The organism is Leucobacter faecis (assembly GCF_054456695.2).
In genome coordinates, this window is sequence record NZ_JBTJER020000003.1 from 200,972 (window position 1) to 220,822 (window position 19,851).

Below are 19,851 nucleotides of genomic sequence, written 5' to 3' on the forward strand. Positions count from 1 at the left end.
CAACGGTTCTTCAGCGCACGGTAGCGTACAGTTCGCGCCACTGCTGTGACTGGATCACTTGGCGGGCGGGGCCGTGGGCTGCCAAAGTCCGGTTAAACAATAAAATATTGTCGAAGTAACTCTGCACGGTGGCAGGGTTATGGTGCACTGCAAGGATCGTTCTTCCAGAGGCGGAGAGCTCGCGCAACTGTTGCGTGATGATGAGCTCGCTGGCATGGTCTACGCCAGTGAGAGGTTCATCAAGAATAAACAGCTCGGCCCGCTGCGCGAGCGCTCGTGCAAGAAATACACGCTGCAGTTGACCCCCTGAGAGATCGCCGATGCGGCTACCAGAATAGTCGCCCATTCCCAGCTGAGACAGTGACTCCGCGGCAACTTTTCGATCGACCGCACGCACTCGCTGTCCAAATTTTCGTCTCGGATAGGTGCCGAGAAGGACCGTGTCAAAGGCTGTGATGGGGAACGTGAGATCAATATTACTTCGTTGGGGTACATAGGCCACCCTGGGTCTCACTTTGCGTAACGGCTGACCGAAAAATGTGACACTTCCGTGTATCGAAGCGGTCAAACCGAGCAGGCTCTGTACCAGCGTCGACTTCCCGGCTCCGTTCGGCCCCATGAGTGCAGAGAGCGAACCTGAAGGGAGAGCAAACGACACGCTGCTCGCTATTACGGTGCCGGGGTACCCAATGGTGAGGTCTACAGATTCAAGGGCGGTGCTACTCAACGGCATCTACCGCCGCACCCAACCCTGCACCAATCTGCTTGATGTTGAAACGAAGCATCTCAAGGTAGGTCGCGCCGTTCGTGTTTGAACCCCCAAGCTCGTCAGAGAAGACTTCGCCGAATATGGGGGTCGTCGTTTCGCTTGCGACGGTCTCCATCGGGCGCGTGTCAACGTTTGACTCGACGAACAGTGCGGGGACAGGGTTGTTCTTCAGCTCCTCAATGAGCGTTGACACCTGCGCGGGTGAACCGAGGTCGCCCGTGTCGATTGCCCAAATATATAGGCCCTGTAGGCCATATCGGTCGTTCATGTACTGGAATGCGTTCTCACTTGTGACGAATGTTCGATGCGCTGGTGGGATCGTTGCTACGGTATCGGTGTATTCGCGGTCGATCACAGCAAGCTTCTCAAGGTAACTCTCTGCACGAGCGGCGTAGTTTTCTGCGTGATCGGGGTCGGCCGAGATGAGCCCGTCGCGGATATTCTTCGTATAGATCATTCCCACATTGGGATCAAGAAATGCGTGTGGATTAACTTCGTGCTCGCTTCCAGGCCCGTCGGAAAGGTACATCGGCTCCACCCCCACACTCGCCTCAACGACATGTTCATCGTCCAACCCGCTGCCTGTCGTGTCCAACAAACTCTCCAGCCAACCGTCTCCGAGCTCCATATTCAGACCGTTCCAAATGATTACGTCTGCCTCGGCTGTGTGCGATACATCGTCGGGAAGCGGCTGATACTCGTGTGGGTCTGTTCCGAGTGGGACAATGCTGTGCACGCTGACGTCGTCACCCCCCACCTCTTTCACGATGTCCTCAAGGATCGAGAATGTTGTCACTACACTGAGCTGCTGTTTGGCTTGGCCCGGGCCCGATGCATCGACGATTGCACATCCTCCAAGGAAGAGAGCGGCCGCCGCCGCAACGGACAGTACCGAGCGGGTATTTTTCTTCATACAGTTTCTCTTTCGGGTAGGGAATGATCGGGAGAGGTGCGGAGGGGCGCTGCAGATGCTTTTGTCCTTCGCTGGGAACACTTCTGAACCGCGAAAACCACGACAAAGATGGTCGCAGATGCGAGAACAATTGCAGGGCCGGAGGGGACATTGAGGTAGAAGCTCGCAATCAACCCGGTCAAGCTCGCGAATGCGCCAAAGCCCGCGGCAATGATCATCATTCGGCTGACGGAGCGCGCGATGAGAAAGGCGGTGGCTGCAGGCGTGATTAATAGTGCGACAACAAGGATCACGCCCACCGCTTGCAAGGAAGCAACCGTCACAAGGGTGAGCAGCGCCATAAGCGTGTAATGCATAACGACGGGTGATATTCCATAAGTGGCGGCGATCACCGGGTCGAAGGTGGTGATCAGTAGCTCTTGGTACAGCAAAGCGACGGCCAACAGAACCAGTACTGCTACCGAAATCGTCACGAGCATGTCGCTTCGACCGATGGCGAGGACATTGCCAAACAGAATCTTCGTGAGGTCTGTCGACGAGGGTTTCAGTGATATTAGTACGATTCCTAGCGAGAACATGGCGGTGAACACGATCCCGATGACCGCGTCATTTCGGATCCTTGTCTGGCTGCTGAAGTAGCTGATCCCCGTCGCGGTGAGAAGGCCGGCAATCAGAGCACCGGGGAAGAACCCGAAACCGAGCGCTGCCGACGCCGCAATGCCGGGGAGCACCGCGTGAGAGATCGCATCTCCGATGAGGGACGCGCCACGCAACAGTGTCAGAGTTCCCACAATGCCGCAGACCACGCCCACGACAAGTGAGGTGGTGAGCGCCCTTTGCAAGTATGCATACACAAAAACGGATTCAAAAAATTCCAATTGACAATATCCTCCAAATCTTCATTCCGACCACTGTAACAAATAAGTTCGGTTAGGCGAACTTTGCAGTTCGATAGCGTTTCGGGGGGATTGATTCAAAATTGAGACCTTGTTTTCGGGCACAGAAGCGTAGTGTGAACGAGGGAGTCGCGAATGGCTCCCTCGCACTGACTCGGTTCGCACTGACATGGAGGTCAACATGGCTGAGAATCCCGGCACGCTGTCGAAAGAAGAAAGGGCTGCCGTGAAGCAGCGTGCGGCTGAGCTGCGCGCGCAAGAACGTGCGGGCAAGAACCGCGCCGCGGGTGAGCAAGCGGTGCGTGAAGCGATCGCTGAGATGCCGGATCAGGATCGCGAGCTCGCCGAAGGAATCGACAGCATTGTGTCTGAGGTCGCTCCGCACCTCATGCCGAAAACCTGGTACGGGTTTCCGGCGTATGCCGACGCGAACGGCAAGATCGTGGTGTTCTTTAAGGCGGCTTCCAAGTTCACGACGCGGTATGCGACTCTCGGATTCGAGGAAGCTGCGCAACTTGACGACGGTGAGCTGTGGCCCACCTCGTTTGCGCTCGTTTCGCTCACACCAGAGTCGAAGCGCACCATTGCTGACTGCATTCGCCGGGCGGCGGGCAGCCCAAGCGCCTAATGCTGGGCATGCGCCGGGCAAACGTGGTTGAGTGGGCGCATGACTGCATCATCGGAGATCACGAAACACGACCGTAGGTTTCTGCAGCGCTGCATCGACCTGGCACAAGAAGCACTCGACAGCGGCGACGAGCCGTTCGGGTCGGTGCTGGTGAACGCGCAGGGTCAAGAGCTGTTTGCCGACCGCAACCGCGTGGCAGGCGGCGACCACACGCGCCACCCCGAGTTTGAGATCGCCAGGTGGGCAGCCGCTCATCTCACTGTGGAGGTGCGGCACGCCGCGACCGTCTACACCTCGGGTGAACACTGCCCCATGTGCGCCGCAGCGCACGCCTGGGTCGGCCTCGGGCGCATCGTGTATGCGAGCAGCAGCGCGCAGCTCACGACGTGGCTCGCAGAATGGGGCGTCGCTCCCGCACCAGTGCTCCCGCTGCCCATTCACGCTGTGGCGCCGCTCACTCCCGTGGCCGGACCCGACGATGAACTTAGCCAGCAGGTGCGCGCGCTGCACGCGCAACATTACTCACAAGATCTCAGATAGGTCCCTGCGAAGGCTCAGGTTGCAGCCCCGACGGCTCTCGGTGAGGATTTAAGGCGGGGGCCAAATACGGCCCCCGCCTAGAACAAGCGACTCAAGTCGCTTTGCTCGGAGTATGAACGGTCTGAGACCTAGTGGTCCATCCGGTAAATGAAGGCAGCCATCGCCTCTCGAGTGACTTTTTCCTTGGGTGCGTAAGCCGGCTTCGAACCGGGGACCTGGTTGCCTGTGGAGAGGCCACTGCTGTGCATCCAGCTAATCTCGTTGTAGAACTTGCTCTTGGGGGTCATGTCAGAAAAGGGTGACGAGCTGGGGCCCCGATACTTCGAATTGCTGAATCGATACAGGAAAGCAGCCATGGCCTCACGGGAAATTTGGTCCTTGGGGGCAAACACCGGCTTCTGTCCGGGTCGCGCAGTGCCGGTAGAGATATTGCGCTTGTGCATCCAGGCGATCTCTCGGTAGAACTTGTCAGTTGGCTTCACATCAGCGAATGGTGACACCCGAGGGGCCGTGTAATTCTCGCCAGAGAGACGGTACAAGAATGCGGCCATGGCTTCGCGAGACACCCGGTCCTTAGGGTTGTAAGTTGTTTCGCCTGTGCATCCCTCGATCTTATTGCCAGAACTCAGCCCCGCCGTGCCCATCCAGTTGATCTCGCGATAGAACTTGGACCAGGGGCGTACGTCGAGAAAGTGCCCCTTTTGGTTCTTCGTGATTGCTGCGAAATTCGTCACATTCGTCGAGTTGAAGCCAGCTCCGTTGTAGACAATTCCCACCCCTACGTCGGTAACCTCGGGGTCGACCATCATCGCGGCCACCTCATAGTCGTATGCGGATTCAAGCAGGAAATCATATCCAGTGAGCCAGTCGTAGCTACCGATGACTGATTGACCGACCCAGTCAGCGTTGGGCGAGAGGCTCAGCAGGTTACTTTGTGTACTGACCCAACCTCGGTTCATCACGGTGGTGCCCCAGCTACGGGCTTTGGTGCTGAGCGCAGTGTCGTAATTGACGATTGGTAGGCAGAGATCGACTCGAACAGCGTTGAATAGATCCCGAAACTCAGCCTCATTGTCTGAAGAAAGTGAGCCCCCAATGGGGCCTCGAGTGCCGAGGCTGCTGGTGTCAGCGGAGGCTACATCTAGTAGGGGGAGGCGCGCCACGAGCGATTCTTGCAGGTGGCTCGCCTGACCGCTGTCGGTTGACTTGGTGGACTCTCGGGCGATGTTTTCTTGGGGCTCTGCACCAGTGCCCTCGGCCGAAGCGTCTTCAACGAGCGGAGCTACTTGCTCCTGCGCGTTTTCAGACCCGAGATTGCCTTCTCCTTCGTCAGGGGCTTGCCTTGAGCTCTCATCTGGTGCCGAAAGATCCTGTGTATCGCTCGTCCTCGTTTCGTCGGGCTGCTCGTCATAAGCGAACGAAGCGGCACTTGGAACGAGCGCCGATAAAGCGATTCCACAGCTAACGGCAATCGCTGCTGACTTGGTAAATAATTTACTCATAACGGAATCATATTGGGCGTAATGAGTGGGTCAACACGCACCACACGACAACATGCAATATGCCACACAGTGGGATGTGGCAAGGCACACGTGACGGCAGCGGCACCGCGCTACGGTTACACCATGACGAATTTCGGAGGCACCGCACCCGTTCCTGCACCTACGCCGCCGTCGCGGCGCTCGCAAATTCCCGCGTTCGAGGTGATGCGCATCACCGACGAGATCGCGCGTCGCCGCGCCGCCGGTCACAACGTGGTTTCACTGTGCGCGGGTGAGCCCGATGCGATGCCCGCGCCCGGTACGCTGAGGCCCGCGGGGTACACCGGGCCACTCGGCACGAGCCCGTTGCGCGAGGCGATCGCGGGGCACTATCGTCACTGGCACGGCATCGACGTCGACCCCGGCACGGTCGCAGTGACCACCGGATCATCGGGCGCGTTTCAGCTCGTGTTTCTTACGGTGTTCGATCCGGGCGACCGGGTGGCGCTCGCGAGCCCCGGCTACCCCGCCTACCGCAACATTCTCGCAGCGCTCGGGGTCGAGGTCGTCGAGATTGCGACGGGCCCCGAAACGCGTTACCAGCCCACACCAGAACTGCTCGACGCGGCCGTCGCGAGCGGCGGCCCCCTCGCAGGCCTCATCGTCGCGTCGCCCGCTAACCCCACGGGCACCATGCTTTCGCGTGTTGAGCTGCAGGCTCTCGTCGACTGGTGCGATGCCCACGGTACACGGCTCATCAGCGACGAGATCTACCACGGCATCACCTTCCCCGAAGCTGGCGCCCCTGACGCCCGCGGTGTGAGCGCACGGGAGCTCTCGAGCGAGGCGATCGTGATCAACTCGTTCTCGAAGTACTGGGGTATGACCGGCTGGCGACTGGGGTGGGCGCTGTTGCCCGCATCGCTTGTGGCGGCGTTCGAAGCGCTCGCATCGAACTTTGCGCTGTCGCCGCCGGCGCCCGCGCAGGAGCTCGCGCTCACCGCGTTCACACCAGAGACGTACGCGAAACGTGACGCGGTCGTCGAAGACTTCGCGCGCGCTCGCGCCCTGATCCTTGACGCCGCACCGAGCCTCAACTGGGGCAAGGCAGCACCCTCAGACGGGGCGTTCTACTTCTACTCCGAGCTCGGCAAGTCACAGCTCGAACGCTACGGCGATTCGGTCGGGTATGCGCGGGCGCTGCTCGAGGGCGCTGACGTGGCAGTTGTGCCCGGCGTTGATTTCGATCCGGCCGAGGGGCACAAGGCGGTGCGGCTCTCGTACGCGGCGGGCGAGAAAGCGGTGGCCGAGGCGCTCGAACGAATCCTGCGCTTCCAGGCATAGTCGGTTCGAGGTCAAGGTAATCAAATGGTTGGTGCCGGCCGAAAGCGGTCGGCACCAACTAACCGAGAGGCTACTCCCGCAGCAGCATCCTTCCGGCCTGGCCGCTCCAGATTCGATCCTGATCGGGAAGATCGGCGCCCAAGTAATAGTCGGGTATCTCGATGGGGACCCCCGCGGGGAAGTACGTGCCAAACGGTGCTCCCGGTACGAACAGCCCGATACCTCCGGCAGATTCTGAGGTATCTCGTTCTGAGAGCTGCTCGACGTTTCCGCTGGGAAAGGTTACGTTCGGAAAATCAATGGTGTAGCACTCTTGATTGTTGTTACTCTCAGGCGTCGCACACCACCGGCCGTTGATGTCTTCGACGACAGGCTCGGCAGAGCGCTCTGCCTGCGAGCGGGCATCAGCATCAGCATCAACTCCACTGCTTGCACCGTCTTCCCACGGCACGACTATGCGGTCGACGCCGCAGGCCGCCGTGCTGGTGCTGTCGACCTCCCAGAGCAGTAGCAGCCCCTCGTCGCCCGGGCTAAACGCGTGGGCGTTCGATAGGTAGTCGGCCGCCGAATCGCTGCATGACGCCCAGTTGGCGGTGCCGCGCAGGGCGGTCTCGGCTCGGCGCAGCACACCCGCATCCTTGACGTCGATGAAATCGGTGAGCTGTGCCTGCTCGCCCGTCTCGAGGTTTACCGTGGTCGAGAACGCGAGCGAGTTGCGGTCTCGTGTGCCCAGCGTGTAACTGGTGCGGGTGGCGACGGTGCCATAGTTTTCGTACACTCCCGCATGCTCGAGCGTGTACGTAGCGTCGCTCTCACAGGTGTCACCACCGGGTGCGAGCATTTGATTGCCACACTCCATCAGCGTGACCGTTGAATATCGCTCGAGACCAGCCTGCAGCTGCGCGGCATAGTCGTCTGCGACCGTGCGGGCGAATGCGTCTGCGATGTCGGGCTGCACTCCCGTGATGAGCATTTCGGGGGCACCCGCTGTGAGCACAATCTTTGTGCCGCCCGCATCTGTGACCCGCACCGAAGTCGTACCCTCGTCCGCCGCCACGATCGGGTCAAAAACGAAGTCAGCGGCGCTGGCCTCGTTGCCCGTGTCGCTTGTGCCCGGCCCGTCAGCGACGGCGCGATCGTTTTTGCCCGGCTGCGCCAGCACGACCCATGTGACCGCGCCGCCGATGATGAGGGCCGCCGCCACGCACCCAGCTACAACTTTGCCTGCTGTGCTGGCCAAGAAGCCGGGCTTTGCGGGTGTTCCTGCGACACAGGTCGGGGGCGCGGGCGCACCCGCGGGCACCTGCGGGGGCGCGAAAGCGGTCGGGTCGAAGTGTGGAGGAGGCGCCGGTGCGCCCTGCTGCGCGCCAGCTGGGCCGCCCGCGTTCGGTGGGGGAGTTTCGGGGCGCGCTGCGCGGTCATCCATGCTTGATCGCCTTTCGTGTCTGAACGCCTCTAGTGTGCCACGCAAACGACGCATGTCGCACTACTGGTCCGACACAAAAAGGCGCGGGCTCTTCGCAAACGAGGAGCCCGCGCGCGAAGCGGCCTACTGAGTTAGGCCACGATCCGGATCGGCACACCCGCTGCGACACCGATGCGACTGCGCAGCCCGTCGGTGACCGCGGGGGCGGCAGCGTCGACGCCAAGCGCCTTGAGCACCGCGGGGGAGTGCGAGCCAAGCTCGAGCACGACGGCCGAGACCTGCTCAGCGAGCGGCCCCTCGAGCGCCGCCACCGCGCGTGCGGCCGCTGAGCGTGCCGCGCGAGGCAGCGCCGCGTCATCTGCGCAGGCAACGTCGGCGCTCGTGTACACGACGCCTGCGCCCGTGCGCACCTCGCCGCGCACGCCAGCTTCGGCCTGCGTCACAACGACCTCGAGATCGCTGGCGGCGCCGGTCGCGGGGGTGAGGGGGAATGAAAACTTCGAAGGGGCGTCACCGTGATCATGATGATCAGGTGACGCCCCTCCGAATGAAAACTTAAGATCCATAGGTCCTAAGCGTACTCGGGCAAATTATGCCTGAGCTGCAAGCACGTCCTCGACAGACGAGAAGGGCAGGCCCTCGAACGCGTCTGCGACACCCTTGTAGGTGACCACGCCGTCGTGAGCGTTGAGGCCCTTGGCGAGCGACGCGTCGTCGTTCAGTGCCTTGACCCAGCCCTTGTCTGCGAGCGCCACCACGTAGGGGAGCGTCGAGTTGGTGAGGGCAGCGGTCGAGGTCTCGGGGACCGCACCGGGCATGTTCGCCACGCAGTAGTAGATCGAGTTGTGCACCTGGAAGGTGGGATCATCGTGCGTAGTGGGGCGCGAGTTCTCGAAGCAGCCGCCCTGGTCGATCGCGATGTCGACGAGCACCGAGCCGGGCTTCATCTGCGCAACCATCTCGTCGGTGACGAGCTTGGGAGCCTTCTTGCCGGGGATCAGAACCGAACCGATCACGAGATCAGCTTCCTTCAGAGCCTCGGTGATGTTGTGCGCGTTCGAGGTGCGGGTCTGGATACGACCTGCGAACTCGTCCTCAAGCTGCTTGAGGCGGGGGATCGCGATGTCGATCACGGTGACCTCAGCGCCCATGCCGAACGCGATACGTGCAGCCTGCTCGCCTGCAGCGCCGCCGCCGATGACGACAACCTTGCCGCGACGGGTAGCGGTCACGCCACCGAGGAGCACGCCACGGCCGCCGTTCGCCTTCATCAGCGAGTATGCGCCAACCTGCACAGAGAGGCGACCAGCGACCTCTGACATGGGGGCGAGGAGGGGGAGGCCGCGGCTGGGCAGCTGCACGGTCTCGTATGCGATCGCGGTGGTGCCCGAAGCGAGCACTGCGTCGGTGAGCGTCTTGTCTGCAGCGAGGTGCAGGTAGGTGAAGAGCACCTGACCCTTGCGCATCTTCGCGTACTCAGAAGCGATGGGCTCCTTGACCTTGAGGATCATGTCGGATTCAGCCCAGATCTGGTCTGCACCCTCTACGATCTTCGCGCCAGCGGCGATGTACTCGGCATCGGTGATGGCCGAGCCGAGGCCGGCGCCAGCCTGCACCAGCACCTCGTGGCCACGACGGGCCAGCTCGAATACACCGGCCTCCGTGATGGCGACGCGGTTCTCGTTGTTCTTAATTTCGGTAGGAATACCGACGCGCATGATGTGCTCCAAAGGAATCAGCGTTGGATTGGGTCTCGTCAGCTCGTACTACTTCGCGAACGTTGCGTGGTAGCGTCGTTCGTAGCAGTGGAGCCAGCTTATTGTGCAGTATATTCGATATCGATAGCAAAATGGTGAATTCTCTTCGGAATTCGTTGTCTGGCAGAAGTTCGCACCCGGAGAGGTTGATGTACATGGCAGATGTAACGAAGATTCTGCGGCACGACATTGAATTAGATGACGTTGACCGCAAGATCCTCGCCGAGCTGCAGGCGAACGGTCGAATCACCAATGCAGAGCTCGCAGAGCGGGTGGGCGTGGCCGCCTCAACCTGTATTGCACGCGTGCGCAGCCTGGTGAGTCGGCGCGTCATCACGGGTTTCACCGCGACGGTTGATCCGCGCATGATCGGTCTCGACCTGCAGGTGCTCATTAGCGTGACGGTACGCTCTGGCGCTCGCCAGCTGATCACCGAAATGAGCGACCAGCTCAAGGCGCTGCCCGAGGTGACGCAGCTGTTCTTTCTCGGCGGCGTCGAAGACTTTATTATTCACCTGGCGGCGCGCGACTCAGACCACGTGCGCGACTTTGTGACCGAGCACCTCTCGGCGCACCCCGCCGTGTCGTCCACACGCACGAGCATCGTGTTCAGTCACCACCAAAACCCGGTCAGCGCCGCCTAACGCTAGTGCGTGTCGGGCGGTGTGAGCCTGGTCTCGTGTGCGTCAAGCGCAAGCTCGGCCGCGCGCAGCGCGTGCGAGCTATAGCGGCCGATCGCCCGTTCCTCGAGCAGCGCCGTCCGTTGTGCCTCGAGTGCGGTGCGGGTCAGCCTGACGTACGCGCGGGCCGGGCTCTCGGCCGGAGATTCCGGCTGTGCCGCAGGGTCGGCCGCGGCGCCGTCTGACCCAGCCGAACCCGCGCCCGGCTCAGCGCCGCCCATGGTGAAAGCCAGAGGGGCGAGAGCACTTTTGGCGCTGGCGCGGGCACGGGCGGTGACCTGCTCGGCGGTGGCATGATCCGGAGCCTCGTTGGCGATCGCATCGTTGATTGCGTCGTTGCCAGCCTCGATCAAGTCGCCGCCGAGCGCCGCGAGCTCGGCCGCGCTCGATCCGGCGCCAGCGCCGCTGGGCCACAGCCTATGAATGAGCGGGGGCAGCGTGAGACCGTGTAGTAGCAGGGTGAGGACGGCCACTGCGAACGCCACCATAATCAGCTGCGGCCGGTAGGGAATGGTGACCGGGATCGACTGCGCCGCGGCGAGCGTGACGACGCCGCGCATGCCGCTCCAGCTGAGGGCAGCGCCGTCGCGCCAGCCGAGCGGCTGCTCGCGCTCGTGCGCAATGTCGGCGTGTACTCGCCGTTCGAAGATCGAGATGCGCCTGAGCTGTTGTGTGTTGGGGGTAGGCTCAGCGCGCCCCGCAGCGCGTTCGACTGCGCGCTTGAAATGGCGCCCGCGCCGCTCGTACGAGCGCACCGTGCTGCGCATCGTGAGCAGCAGCGGCGCCATGAACAGCGCGCGCAGGGCAATGAGCACGCCGACGAGTACGAGCGCAATAAGCGGCACGTGCGCGACGACAAAGTCGCTGTCGTGCACCTGCTCTACGAGGGCGTGCAACTGCAACCCCATGAGCAGAAACACGCCGTTTTCGAGCGCGAACTGCAGCGTACGCCAATTGAGGCGCTCGTTCATGCGCGCCGTCGCGCTAAACCTGCGCGACGCGTGGTGACCGGTGTAGAGGCCGGTCACCACGACCGCGAGCACGCCCGAGGCCCCCAGCTCTTCGGCCGGAATGAACGCGACGAACGGCACCACAAACGACACCATCGTGTCGTAGACCGGGTTGCCCAGCTTCGCGCGCAGCCACACCGTAATGACGCCCATGAGCATGCCCACAATGAGCGCAACCGTCACCGAGTAGGCGAACGAGCCCGCCGCCTCCCAAAACACGAACGACCCAGCGACGGCGGCGATCGCGGTTTTGAGCAGCACGAGCGACGTCGCATCGTTGACGAGGCTCTCGCCCTCGAGAATGGCGACGACGCGATCGGGCATGCCGAGCCGTTTACCGATCGACGTGGCGGCGACCGCGTCGGTCGGGCTCACGACTGCGCCCAGCGCGATCGCCGCGGGCAGCGGAATGCCCGGCACGATGAGGTGCAGCACCGCGCCGACAACGACCGCCGAGATCACCACGAGCAATACAGACAGCCCGATCACCGGTTTGAAGTTGCGGCGAAAATCGACGAGGGGCACGTTTACGGCGGCCGCGTAGAGAAGCGGCGGCAGCACCCCCAGCAAGATCAGCTCGGGTGACACCTCGACGAGCGGCACGAACGGCAGGTATCCCGCACCAATACCGATCACCACGAGCAAGAGCGGCGCCGCCACGCCAATGCGGCTGCCCAGAATGGACGTGCCAACGAGCACGACGACTCCGATCACGAGCAGGAGTCCGTATTCCATGGGCCACGTCGCTTTCGTGTTGGGGTTCGGTGCCGAGAAGGAGGTGCTTTAAGTGTATTGGCGCGGCTGACGCGGCTGGCGCGGCTGGCGCGGCTGGCGCGGCTGGCGCGGCGCTACCTGCGCCTGGCGAGCCCCACCACGCCCGCGCACGCGATCACGACGAGCGCGATCGCGCCGACCTGCAATGGGGCAAGGCGTTGGGCGAGCACGACGAGGCCCGCGAGCGCGGCGACCGCGGGCCCGAGACTCGACAGCACTCCGAAGACGCGCACGGGCATGCGACGCAGCGCCACGAACTCGAGGGCGTACGGCACCACCGAAGTCAACAGCGCAGCCCCCACAAACACGAGCGCGAGGCTGGGCGCCGCCGCGAATGCGCGTACTGCGTCGCTCCCGCCAAACGGCAATGCCGCGAGAGCCGCGATCGTCATCGCGACCGCGAGCGGGTCGATACCGCGAGTGCCGGATCCGAGCCTCGCTGAACTTACGATGTACAGCGCCCAGCATGCCGCAGCGGCGGCCGCGAACGCGATGCCGCCAGCCGCGAGTTGTACGCCAGGGGCTGCCCCGAGTAGCACGACGCCCGCGAGCGCGAGCGCGACCCAGCCGAGGTCGATGAGTCGCCTCGACCCGAGGGCCGCTACCGTGAGTGGGCCGAGCAGTTCAATCGTGACGGCCACGCCGAGCGGAATCTGCTCGAAGGCAAGGTAGATGCACGAGTTCATTCCAGCGAGGGCGAGCCCCAAAGCAGTGACGGTAAACCAAGTGCGGCGTGACCAGCCCCGCACCCGCGGCCGCACGATCACCAGCAGCATCACCGCGGCGAACGTGAGCCGCGCGGTGGCGGCCCCGAGTGGTCCGATCTGCCCAAACATTCCGCCGACAAGCGCGTTGCCAAACTGCACGCTAAAGATCGCGGCGATGGCGAGCACGCTCGGGGGTACGCGCTGCAGAGAGAATGAGGTCATTGCACAAAACCCTACCTCTGCCTAGAGGCCGCGAACTCTAGGCGCAACGCGGCCCCGGGGATCGATACCCTATAGAAGAGCATTGGCCGAGCGTGACAGGAACGAGAAACGATGAGCCTAACGACGACGGTCTTGAAACTGCGCGCCGACGCACAGGCGGCGGGGCGCAAGAGCGCCACCCCCGACGACACGTTTGAAGCGTTCGAAGAGTGGGTGCAAGAAGAACGCGGGCTCAACCTGTACCCGGCGCAAGAGGAAGCGATCTTAGGCATCACGCTCGGCAGCAACGTGATCCTCGCCACCCCCACGGGTACGGGTAAGTCACTCGTTGCGCTCGGCGCGCACTTCACCGCGCTCGTCGAAGGCCGACGCACCGTCTATACGGCGCCCATCAAAGCGCTCGTGAGCGAGAAATTCTTCGAGCTTGTGCGCATCTTTGGCGCAGAGAACGTGGGCATGGTGACCGGCGACTCAGCCATTAACGCTGACGCACCAGTGCTGTGCTGCACCGCCGAGATTCTCGCTAACCTCGCGATCCGCGACAAAAACGTCGATAACCCCGACACGGGTGGCATCACCCAGGTCATCATGGACGAGTTTCACTACTACGCAGACTCAGAGCGCGGCTGGGCATGGCAGGTGCCGCTGCTCCTTATGCACGACGCGCAGTTCCTGTTGATGTCGGCGACGCTGGGCGACGTCACTGATCTCGCCGCAGACCTAAGCGAAGCAACCGACCGCGACACCACCCTCGTGACGGGTGTCGAACGCCCCGTACCGCTGCACTTCAACTATGCGGTGTCGCCCGCTCACGAGGTCGTTGAGGAGCTCGTCGCCGACAAGCAGACCCCCGCATACCTGGTGCACTTCAACCAGTCACACGCTGTCGAACAGGCGCAGGCCCTCGCGAGCATCAAGATCGTCGACCGGGCGGGCCGCGACGAAATCGCGGCGGCGCTCGGTGACTTCAGATTCTCCACCGGGTTTGGTACGACGCTGTCGCGGCTCGTGCGCTCGGGCATCGGTGTGCACCACGCGGGCATGCTGCCGCGCTACCGCCGCCTTGTTGAGCAGCTCGCCCAGCGCGGGCTCCTCAAAGTCATCTGCGGCACCGACACCCTCGGAGTGGGCATCAACGTGCCCATTCGTACCGTCGTGATCACCGCCCTCACCAAATTTGACGGCGAGAAAATGCGCCGGCTGAGCGCCCGCGAGTTTCACCAGATCGCGGGCCGTGCTGGGCGCGCAGGCTACGACACCGAGGGCGACGTAATAGCGCTCGCTCCAGAGCACGAGATCGAAAACGCAAAGGCCGAGGCAAAGGCGGCCGCGAAGGCCGCGAGCGCGAAGGGCGGCAAAAAGCCCAAGCCTGCCAAAAAGAAGTCAGCCCCGCAGGGGTTTGTGGCGTGGAACGAGCAGACGCTCGACAAGCTGGTCGCCTCAGAACCCGAACCGCTCGTGAGTCGCATGCGCGTCACCCACTCCATGGTGCTCGGCGTGATCGGCCGCGGTGAGGAATGGGAAGGTGAAGCGCTCAACACGATGCAGATGCTCATCTTCGACAGCCACGAACCCAAAGCAAAACAGTTCGCGCACGCCCGCACCGCGCTAGAAATCTTTCGCACCCTGCGCAACGGCAACATCGTTGAGATCCACGAAGACGAGAACGGGCACAAACTTTTGCGGCTCACCGTCGACCTGCAGGCAAACTTTGCGCTCAACCAGCCGCTGTCGCCGTTTGCGCTCGCCGCCATCGAGTTGCTTGACCCCGAGTCGACGAGCTACGCGCTCGACGTGATCTCAATCATTGAGGCGACGCTCGAGAACCCGCGCGCGATCGTGCGGGCGCAAGAGCACAAGGCCCGCGGCGAAGCGATCGCGGTCATGAAGGCCGACGGTATTGAGTACGACGAGCGCATGGAGCTGCTCGAAGAGATCACCTACCCGCAGCCGCTCAAGGAGCTGCTCGACGAAGCGTTCCACGAGTACACGAAAGAGGTGCCGTGGGCGCGCGACTACGAGCTCAAACCCAAATCGGTGGTGCGCGACATGGTCGAGCGCGCCTTTGGATTTAGAGACATCGTCTCGTTCTACCAGCTGGGTCGCGCCGAGGGCGGCGTGCTGCGCTACCTGAGCGACGCGTTTCGGGCGCTCGAGCGCACGATCCCCGAGCAGGCGAAGACCCCTGAACTTGAAGAGCTCATCGATTGGCTTGGGGAGCTCGTGCGCCAGGTCGACTCGAGCCTCATCGATGAGTGGGAGGAGCTGGCGAACCCCGAGGCAGCGGCAAAACACGCCGCCCAGGTCGCGCAGGCTGCCCAGGCCGGTGAAACGGTCGCACCGCCCACCCGCTCGGTGCTGCGCAACGAGCGTGCCTTCTTGGTGATGCTGCGCAACGCACTGTTTCGCCGGGTGCAGGCGGCGGCCTTCGAGCACTATGGTGAACTCGCCGAGCTCGACGGCGCGCACGGTTTTGGCGAACAGAAGTGGCGCGACGCGCTCGCAGGCTACTACACGGAGTACGACGAGATCCTCGTCACGGCCGACGCACGGTCGGCGGGCCTCGTCGAGATTGACCGCAACCCTGAAACGGCGGGGGAGGGCGCGTGGCGGTTTAGGCAGGTGTTGCTCGACCCGCAGGGGGACCGCGACTGGGCGATCGAGGGCACCATCGACCTCGCCGAGTCAGAGGCGCTGGGTGAGCCTGCCGTGCGGGTCGAGCGCGTCGGCCCCTTCGCGCACTAGACTCTCTCCATGCGCCTCGGAGTCATTGACGTTGGGTCAAACACCGTTCACCTGCTGATTGTAGATGCGCACGCGGGCGCGAGCCCCGTGCCGTATCACTCGCAACGCTCGGTGGTGCGCCTCATGCGCTACCTGGGCCCCGCGGGCGAGATTCTTGAAGAGGGCGTGCAGCTGATCCTCGAAGCCGTACGTGAGTCGGTGCAGACCGCTAACGAGATCGGCGTCGACGACCTGATTTGCACGGCGACGAGCGCGGTGCGCGAGGCCGCCAACGGCGAAGATGTGCTCGCCCGCATCGCGGCCGCGGGCGGTATCACCCCCGATGTGCTGTCGGGGGAAGATGAGGCCCGCATCACGATGCTCGCGGTGCGCCGCTGGCTCGGATGGTCTGCCGGCGAGATTTTGCTGTTTGACATTGGCGGCGGTTCGTTCGAGATCGCGCAGGGCTCAGACGAGTACCCCGATGTGCAGGTTTCGCTGCCGCTCGGGGCTGGCCGCTCGACGATCCAATACCTCGCAGAAGATCCTCCCTCGCGCGAGGCGGTGTCGCAGCTGCGCGCGCACGCCCGCAGCGAGTTCACGCGCGTGCGCGATGAACTGTTTCAGGGGCGCCCGCGGCCCAAACGCGTCGTGGGCACCTCTAAGACGATCAGGTCGCTCGCGCGGCTCGTGGGTGGCCCCGCCGACCCCGTCACGGGCGATCTTGCGCCGCTGCACTATACGGGCCTGCGCGAGTGGGAACCGTCGCTGCGCGACATGCCCGGTTCCGTGCGCGAGTACCTGCCGGGCATCACGCCCGAGCGCGGCTACCAGATCATGGCGGGTGCCGTGGTGCTGCGCACCGCCATGAAGGTGTTTGACGTTTCGACGCTCACGATCTCGCCCTGGGCGCTGCGCGAGGGCATCGTACTGCGCTACATCGATGCGCTCGATGGCCGCGGCGCTGACCCGGTAAGCGAGTAGCTTGATCCGGATCCCTGCGCCGCAGCGCCCGCGGTGACACGAAGCCACCGAGCTTGTCGCCTGTGTAGGGTGTATGCCGAGTCACCGCGTGACGAAAGTAAAATATGCGCGACAACTTCCGTTTCTGGGGCAGTCTTAACCGGAAGTAGTCGCGCATATTTTTGTATCCGGGGTTGGGGCTATGGTCCTCAGAGCACCCACATCGCATGGACCCTGTGACTCCTTCGTCGCGCAGGGTGACCGGGAAGTATCAATCGAGCTCTGTGATCGCCGCGCGCACGGCGGCCGCGAGCTGCCTGACCGCGAGCGACGGTTCGAGCCGGGGCCCCTGGCCGGGCGCCGCGAGCACCAGCGAGCGCGCGAACTCGGGGGCCGCGATGGGCCGCAGCTCGACGCCGGGGTGGTGCGATCCGATCGCGAGCTTCGGAAACAGGCCGATGACCATGCGGGCGGCGACCATGCCGAGCATCACCTGTACGTCGTCGGTGCGAATGGCGACGTCGAGCGTGCGGCCGGCGGCCGCGAACGTGTCGATCAGCACGGTGTCCATCGGGTCGCCCTGGGTTGAGCCAAACAGCCAGCGTTCGTCAGCGAGGGTGAGCAGCGTCTCGAGGTCGATCACCTCGTGCGTGGCGAGCGGGTGACCCTCGGGCAGCGCGAGCATGAGCGGGTCACGCAGCACCTCGGTTTGCGCGGTGCCGGGACGAAACGGCAGATCGTAACCCACCACCGTGTACACCAGCGCCGCGTCGAGCTTGCGCTGGTTGAGGTCGGCCACGAGCGGCACCGACTCTTCGAGGTGCGCGTCGACTTCGATGCCCTGCGCAGCGACCCGCGAGACGATGCCGGGCAGAAGCTTTGCAGCGGCCGTGGGAAACGTGCCAAACCTCAGTCGTACCCGGCCGTGCGCGGTGAGCTCGCGGGCGTCCTGCAGCGCGCGGTCAGTGAGAGTCAAGATCTGGTCGCCGCGATCGAGCAGCAGTGCCCCGACCTGCGTGGGGGTGCTGCCGCGGGTCGAGCGTTGCAGCACGGGCGCGCCCACGAGCTGTTCGAGATTCTTCAGGTGATAGTCGACGGTCGGCTGGCTCCAGCCGAGCGCGCGGGCGGCGCGCGTCACCGACCCCTCGGCGCGTACCGCGCGCAGGGCTTCGAGCTGGCGCAGATCAATCACGCTTGGTCACCTACTCCATATATCGCACATCGTACAGAACGTCGCATTTGTCACATACATCATATGTGACCCCTGAGAAGTGAGGGGGATTCCGCCCGCCACAATGTGCACGCCACGATGGAACCATGCTCTACGCCGTCTCTGCGCTCAATGACGCTGCCCTCAACGACGCTGCCCGTGGCGACGCCGCCCATGGTGACGCTGCTCTTCACGAGGCAGCCCCCGAGACCGTGGCCGCGCACCCCCACGCGGCCACACCCTACGCCGACGCCCTCGACCGGTACATCTCACGCGACCCGCTACAGCTGATGGTGCCCGGCCACGGCGGCAGCGACTACGGCATTAGTGGGCGCCTATCGCAGTTTTTTGGCGAGCGCATGCTGCGCCTCGACGTGCCGATGCTCATCGACGACATCGACCTCGGTGACGACAACCCGCTCGACCAGGCGCTCGCGCTCGCGGCCGACGCGTGGGGCGCGAAACGCACCTGGTTCTTGACGAACGGCGCCTCACAGGCCAACCGCACGGTTGCGCTCGCGGTGCGCGGCCTAGGCGAAGACGTCGTCTCGCAGCGCAGCGCCCACTCGAGTTTCAGCGACGGGGTGCTGCTCGCGGGGCTCACCCCAAGCTTCGTGTTTCCGTCAGTCGACGAGGTAAACGGCATGGCACACGGTGTTTCAGCGGCCGCGCTTGACGAAGCGCTCACCGCGGCCGCCGCCACGGGGCAGGCTGCGTCTGCGGTCTACATCGTTTCGCCGAGCTACTTTGGCTCGGTCGCAGACGTGCAGGCCCTGTCGGAGGTGGCGCACGCGCACGGCGCCCCGCTCATCGTCGACGGTGCCTGGGGCCCGCACTTCGGGTTTCACCCGGGGCTACCCGAGTCGCCCGCCCGCCTCGGCGCCGACCTCGTAATTTCTAGCACGCACAAGCTAGCGGGTTCTCTCACTCAGTCGGCCATGCTGCACCTGGGTCACGGTCCCTTCGCAGACCAACTCGAACCGCTCGTCGAGCGTGCCTTCGCGATGACGGCCTCAACCTCGACGAGCGCGATCTTGCGCGCCTCGCTCGACATCGCTCGCCACGCGCTCGCCACGGGCGAAGAAGCTATTGGCCATTCCATCGATGCGGCCGAGCAGTTTCGGGCGCTGCTTCGGGCAGACGATCGCTTCAGCGTCGTAAGCGACGATTTCGGTCGCTTCGCCGACATCGTCGACACCGACCTGTTGCGTGTGCCGATCGACGTGTCGGCAGCCGGCGTGAGCGGGCACTGGATGCGCCAGCACCTCATCGAAACCGAGGGTATTCACTTCGAAATGTCGACCGCCACCGTCGTGGTGGCCGTGATCGGCGCGGGTAAGGCACCCGACCTCGGCCGGGTCTACCGCGCGATGGTCGCGGCTATCGAGTCGCCCGCGGCCGAGCGCGAGCGCGCCCACCACGCCCGGGCCGAGGCGTTTCCGCCGCTGCCCGCGCCGGGGGCGCTGCGCATGCTGCCGCGTGCGGGCTTCTTTGCCGACACCGAGGTGGTGCCCGCGCACGAGGCGATTGGTCGGGTGTCAGCAGACACGCTTGCCGCCTACCCTCCCGGCATTCCCAATGTGATGCCCGGCGAAGAGATCACGGCCGAGACGGTCGCATTTCTCGCAGCAGTGGGCGCATCGCCCTCGGGCTACGTGCGTGGCGCCGTCGACCCAGACGTCGCTCACATGCGTGTGGTGCGCGAGCCGCGCGACGCCTAGCCAGACGCGGCAAGCACACACGACACACGCAAGATACACGCTTCGGCCGGGGTGATGCGCCCCGGCCGTACCCCGTCGCCCACCGG

17 protein-coding genes are annotated in these 19,851 nt (G+C 63.8%); 7 read left to right on the forward strand and 10 right to left on the reverse strand.

All coding sequences use genetic code 11. The features are described 5' to 3' along the window. Positions 1–10: 10 nt before the first annotated feature. The 3 genes from ACXR2W_RS04590 to ACXR2W_RS04600 are packed head-to-tail and all read right to left on the reverse strand — an operon-like array spanning position 11 to position 2,560. Positions 11–733: a metal ABC transporter ATP-binding protein gene (locus tag ACXR2W_RS04590; RefSeq protein ID WP_458814069.1), complete on the reverse strand. Its 723-nt coding sequence runs from the start codon at positions 731–733 to the stop codon at positions 11–13. Next, positions 720–1,682: a metal ABC transporter solute-binding protein, Zn/Mn family gene (locus ACXR2W_RS04595; RefSeq protein ID WP_458814071.1), complete on the reverse strand. Its 963-nt coding sequence runs from the start codon at positions 1,680–1,682 to the stop codon at positions 720–722. The genes ACXR2W_RS04590 and ACXR2W_RS04595 overlap by 14 nt, the downstream gene beginning before the upstream one ends. Continuing rightward, positions 1,679–2,560, reverse strand: coding sequence for a metal ABC transporter permease (locus tag ACXR2W_RS04600; RefSeq protein ID WP_458814073.1), 882 nt, complete (start codon positions 2,558–2,560; stop codon positions 1,679–1,681). Before ACXR2W_RS04600 ends, ACXR2W_RS04595 begins: the two co-directional genes overlap by 4 nt. 199 nt (positions 2,561–2,759) lie before the next feature. Between ACXR2W_RS04600 and ACXR2W_RS04605 the strand changes: the two genes are divergently transcribed. Beyond that, a complete protein-coding gene (locus ACXR2W_RS04605) occupies positions 2,760–3,206 on the forward strand; it encodes a hypothetical protein (protein WP_458814075.1) in 447 nt (148 codons plus the stop codon). Positions 3,207–3,245: 39 nt separating this feature from the next. Then, the gene (locus tag ACXR2W_RS04610; protein WP_458814077.1) at positions 3,246–3,746 is read left to right on the forward strand and encodes a nucleoside deaminase; all 501 of its coding nucleotides are present in this window, start codon (positions 3,246–3,248) and stop codon (positions 3,744–3,746) included. Between the two features lie 128 nt (positions 3,747–3,874). Here ACXR2W_RS04610 and ACXR2W_RS04615 read toward each other — a convergent pair whose 3' ends face one another. Continuing rightward, on the reverse strand, positions 3,875–5,248 hold the full coding sequence (locus ACXR2W_RS04615; RefSeq protein WP_458814079.1) for an S-layer homology domain-containing protein: 1,374 nt from the start codon (positions 5,246–5,248) through the stop codon (positions 3,875–3,877). A 123-nt stretch (positions 5,249–5,371) separates the two neighbouring features. On the opposite strand from ACXR2W_RS04615, the gene ACXR2W_RS04620 reads away from it, so the two are divergent. Next, positions 5,372–6,571 carry a pyridoxal phosphate-dependent aminotransferase gene (locus tag ACXR2W_RS04620; protein WP_458814081.1) on the forward strand — a complete coding sequence of 400 codons (1,200 nt, stop codon included), beginning with the start codon at positions 5,372–5,374 and terminating at the stop codon, positions 6,569–6,571. Between the two features lie 70 nt (positions 6,572–6,641). Here ACXR2W_RS04620 and ACXR2W_RS04625 read toward each other — a convergent pair whose 3' ends face one another. From ACXR2W_RS04625 to ald, 3 genes are all read right to left on the reverse strand, one after another. Beyond that, positions 6,642–7,997 carry a hypothetical protein gene (locus ACXR2W_RS04625; protein ID WP_458814083.1) on the reverse strand — a complete coding sequence of 452 codons (1,356 nt, stop codon included), beginning with the start codon at positions 7,995–7,997 and terminating at the stop codon, positions 6,642–6,644. Between the two features lie 131 nt (positions 7,998–8,128). After that, positions 8,129–8,563, reverse strand: coding sequence for a hypothetical protein (locus tag ACXR2W_RS04630; protein WP_458814085.1), 435 nt, complete (start codon positions 8,561–8,563; stop codon positions 8,129–8,131). Positions 8,564–8,587: 24 nt separating this feature from the next. Further along, a complete protein-coding gene (ald, locus tag ACXR2W_RS04635; protein ID WP_458814341.1) occupies positions 8,588–9,715 on the reverse strand; it encodes an alanine dehydrogenase in 1,128 nt (375 codons plus the stop codon). A gap of 194 nt (positions 9,716–9,909) precedes the next feature. On the opposite strand from ald, the gene ACXR2W_RS04640 reads away from it, so the two are divergent. Further along, positions 9,910–10,398, forward strand: coding sequence for an Lrp/AsnC family transcriptional regulator (locus ACXR2W_RS04640; protein ID WP_458814087.1), 489 nt, complete (start codon positions 9,910–9,912; stop codon positions 10,396–10,398). A 2-nt stretch (positions 10,399–10,400) separates the two neighbouring features. Here the strand turns inward: ACXR2W_RS04640 and ACXR2W_RS04645 are convergent, their stop codons facing one another. Then, on the reverse strand, positions 10,401–12,179 hold the full coding sequence (locus tag ACXR2W_RS04645; protein WP_458814089.1) for a cation:proton antiporter: 1,779 nt from the start codon (positions 12,177–12,179) through the stop codon (positions 10,401–10,403). A 113-nt stretch (positions 12,180–12,292) separates the two neighbouring features. Next, a complete protein-coding gene (locus ACXR2W_RS04650; protein WP_458814091.1) occupies positions 12,293–13,147 on the reverse strand; it encodes an EamA family transporter in 855 nt (284 codons plus the stop codon). A gap of 111 nt (positions 13,148–13,258) precedes the next feature. On the opposite strand from ACXR2W_RS04650, the gene ACXR2W_RS04655 reads away from it, so the two are divergent. Further along, positions 13,259–15,892: a DEAD/DEAH box helicase gene (locus tag ACXR2W_RS04655; RefSeq protein WP_458814093.1), complete on the forward strand. Its 2,634-nt coding sequence runs from the start codon at positions 13,259–13,261 to the stop codon at positions 15,890–15,892. 9 nt (positions 15,893–15,901) lie between these two features. Further along, a complete protein-coding gene (locus ACXR2W_RS04660) occupies positions 15,902–16,855 on the forward strand; it encodes a Ppx/GppA phosphatase family protein (protein WP_458814095.1) in 954 nt (317 codons plus the stop codon). 250 nt (positions 16,856–17,105) lie between these two features. Here ACXR2W_RS04660 and ACXR2W_RS04665 read toward each other — a convergent pair whose 3' ends face one another. Beyond that, positions 17,106–18,026 carry a LysR family transcriptional regulator gene (locus ACXR2W_RS04665; RefSeq protein ID WP_458814097.1) on the reverse strand — a complete coding sequence of 307 codons (921 nt, stop codon included), beginning with the start codon at positions 18,024–18,026 and terminating at the stop codon, positions 17,106–17,108. Positions 18,027–18,151: 125 nt separating this feature from the next. On the opposite strand from ACXR2W_RS04665, the gene ACXR2W_RS04670 reads away from it, so the two are divergent. After that, the gene (locus tag ACXR2W_RS04670; protein ID WP_458814099.1) at positions 18,152–19,765 is read left to right on the forward strand and encodes an aminotransferase class I/II-fold pyridoxal phosphate-dependent enzyme; all 1,614 of its coding nucleotides are present in this window, start codon (positions 18,152–18,154) and stop codon (positions 19,763–19,765) included. Positions 19,766–19,851: the final 86 nt, after the last annotated feature.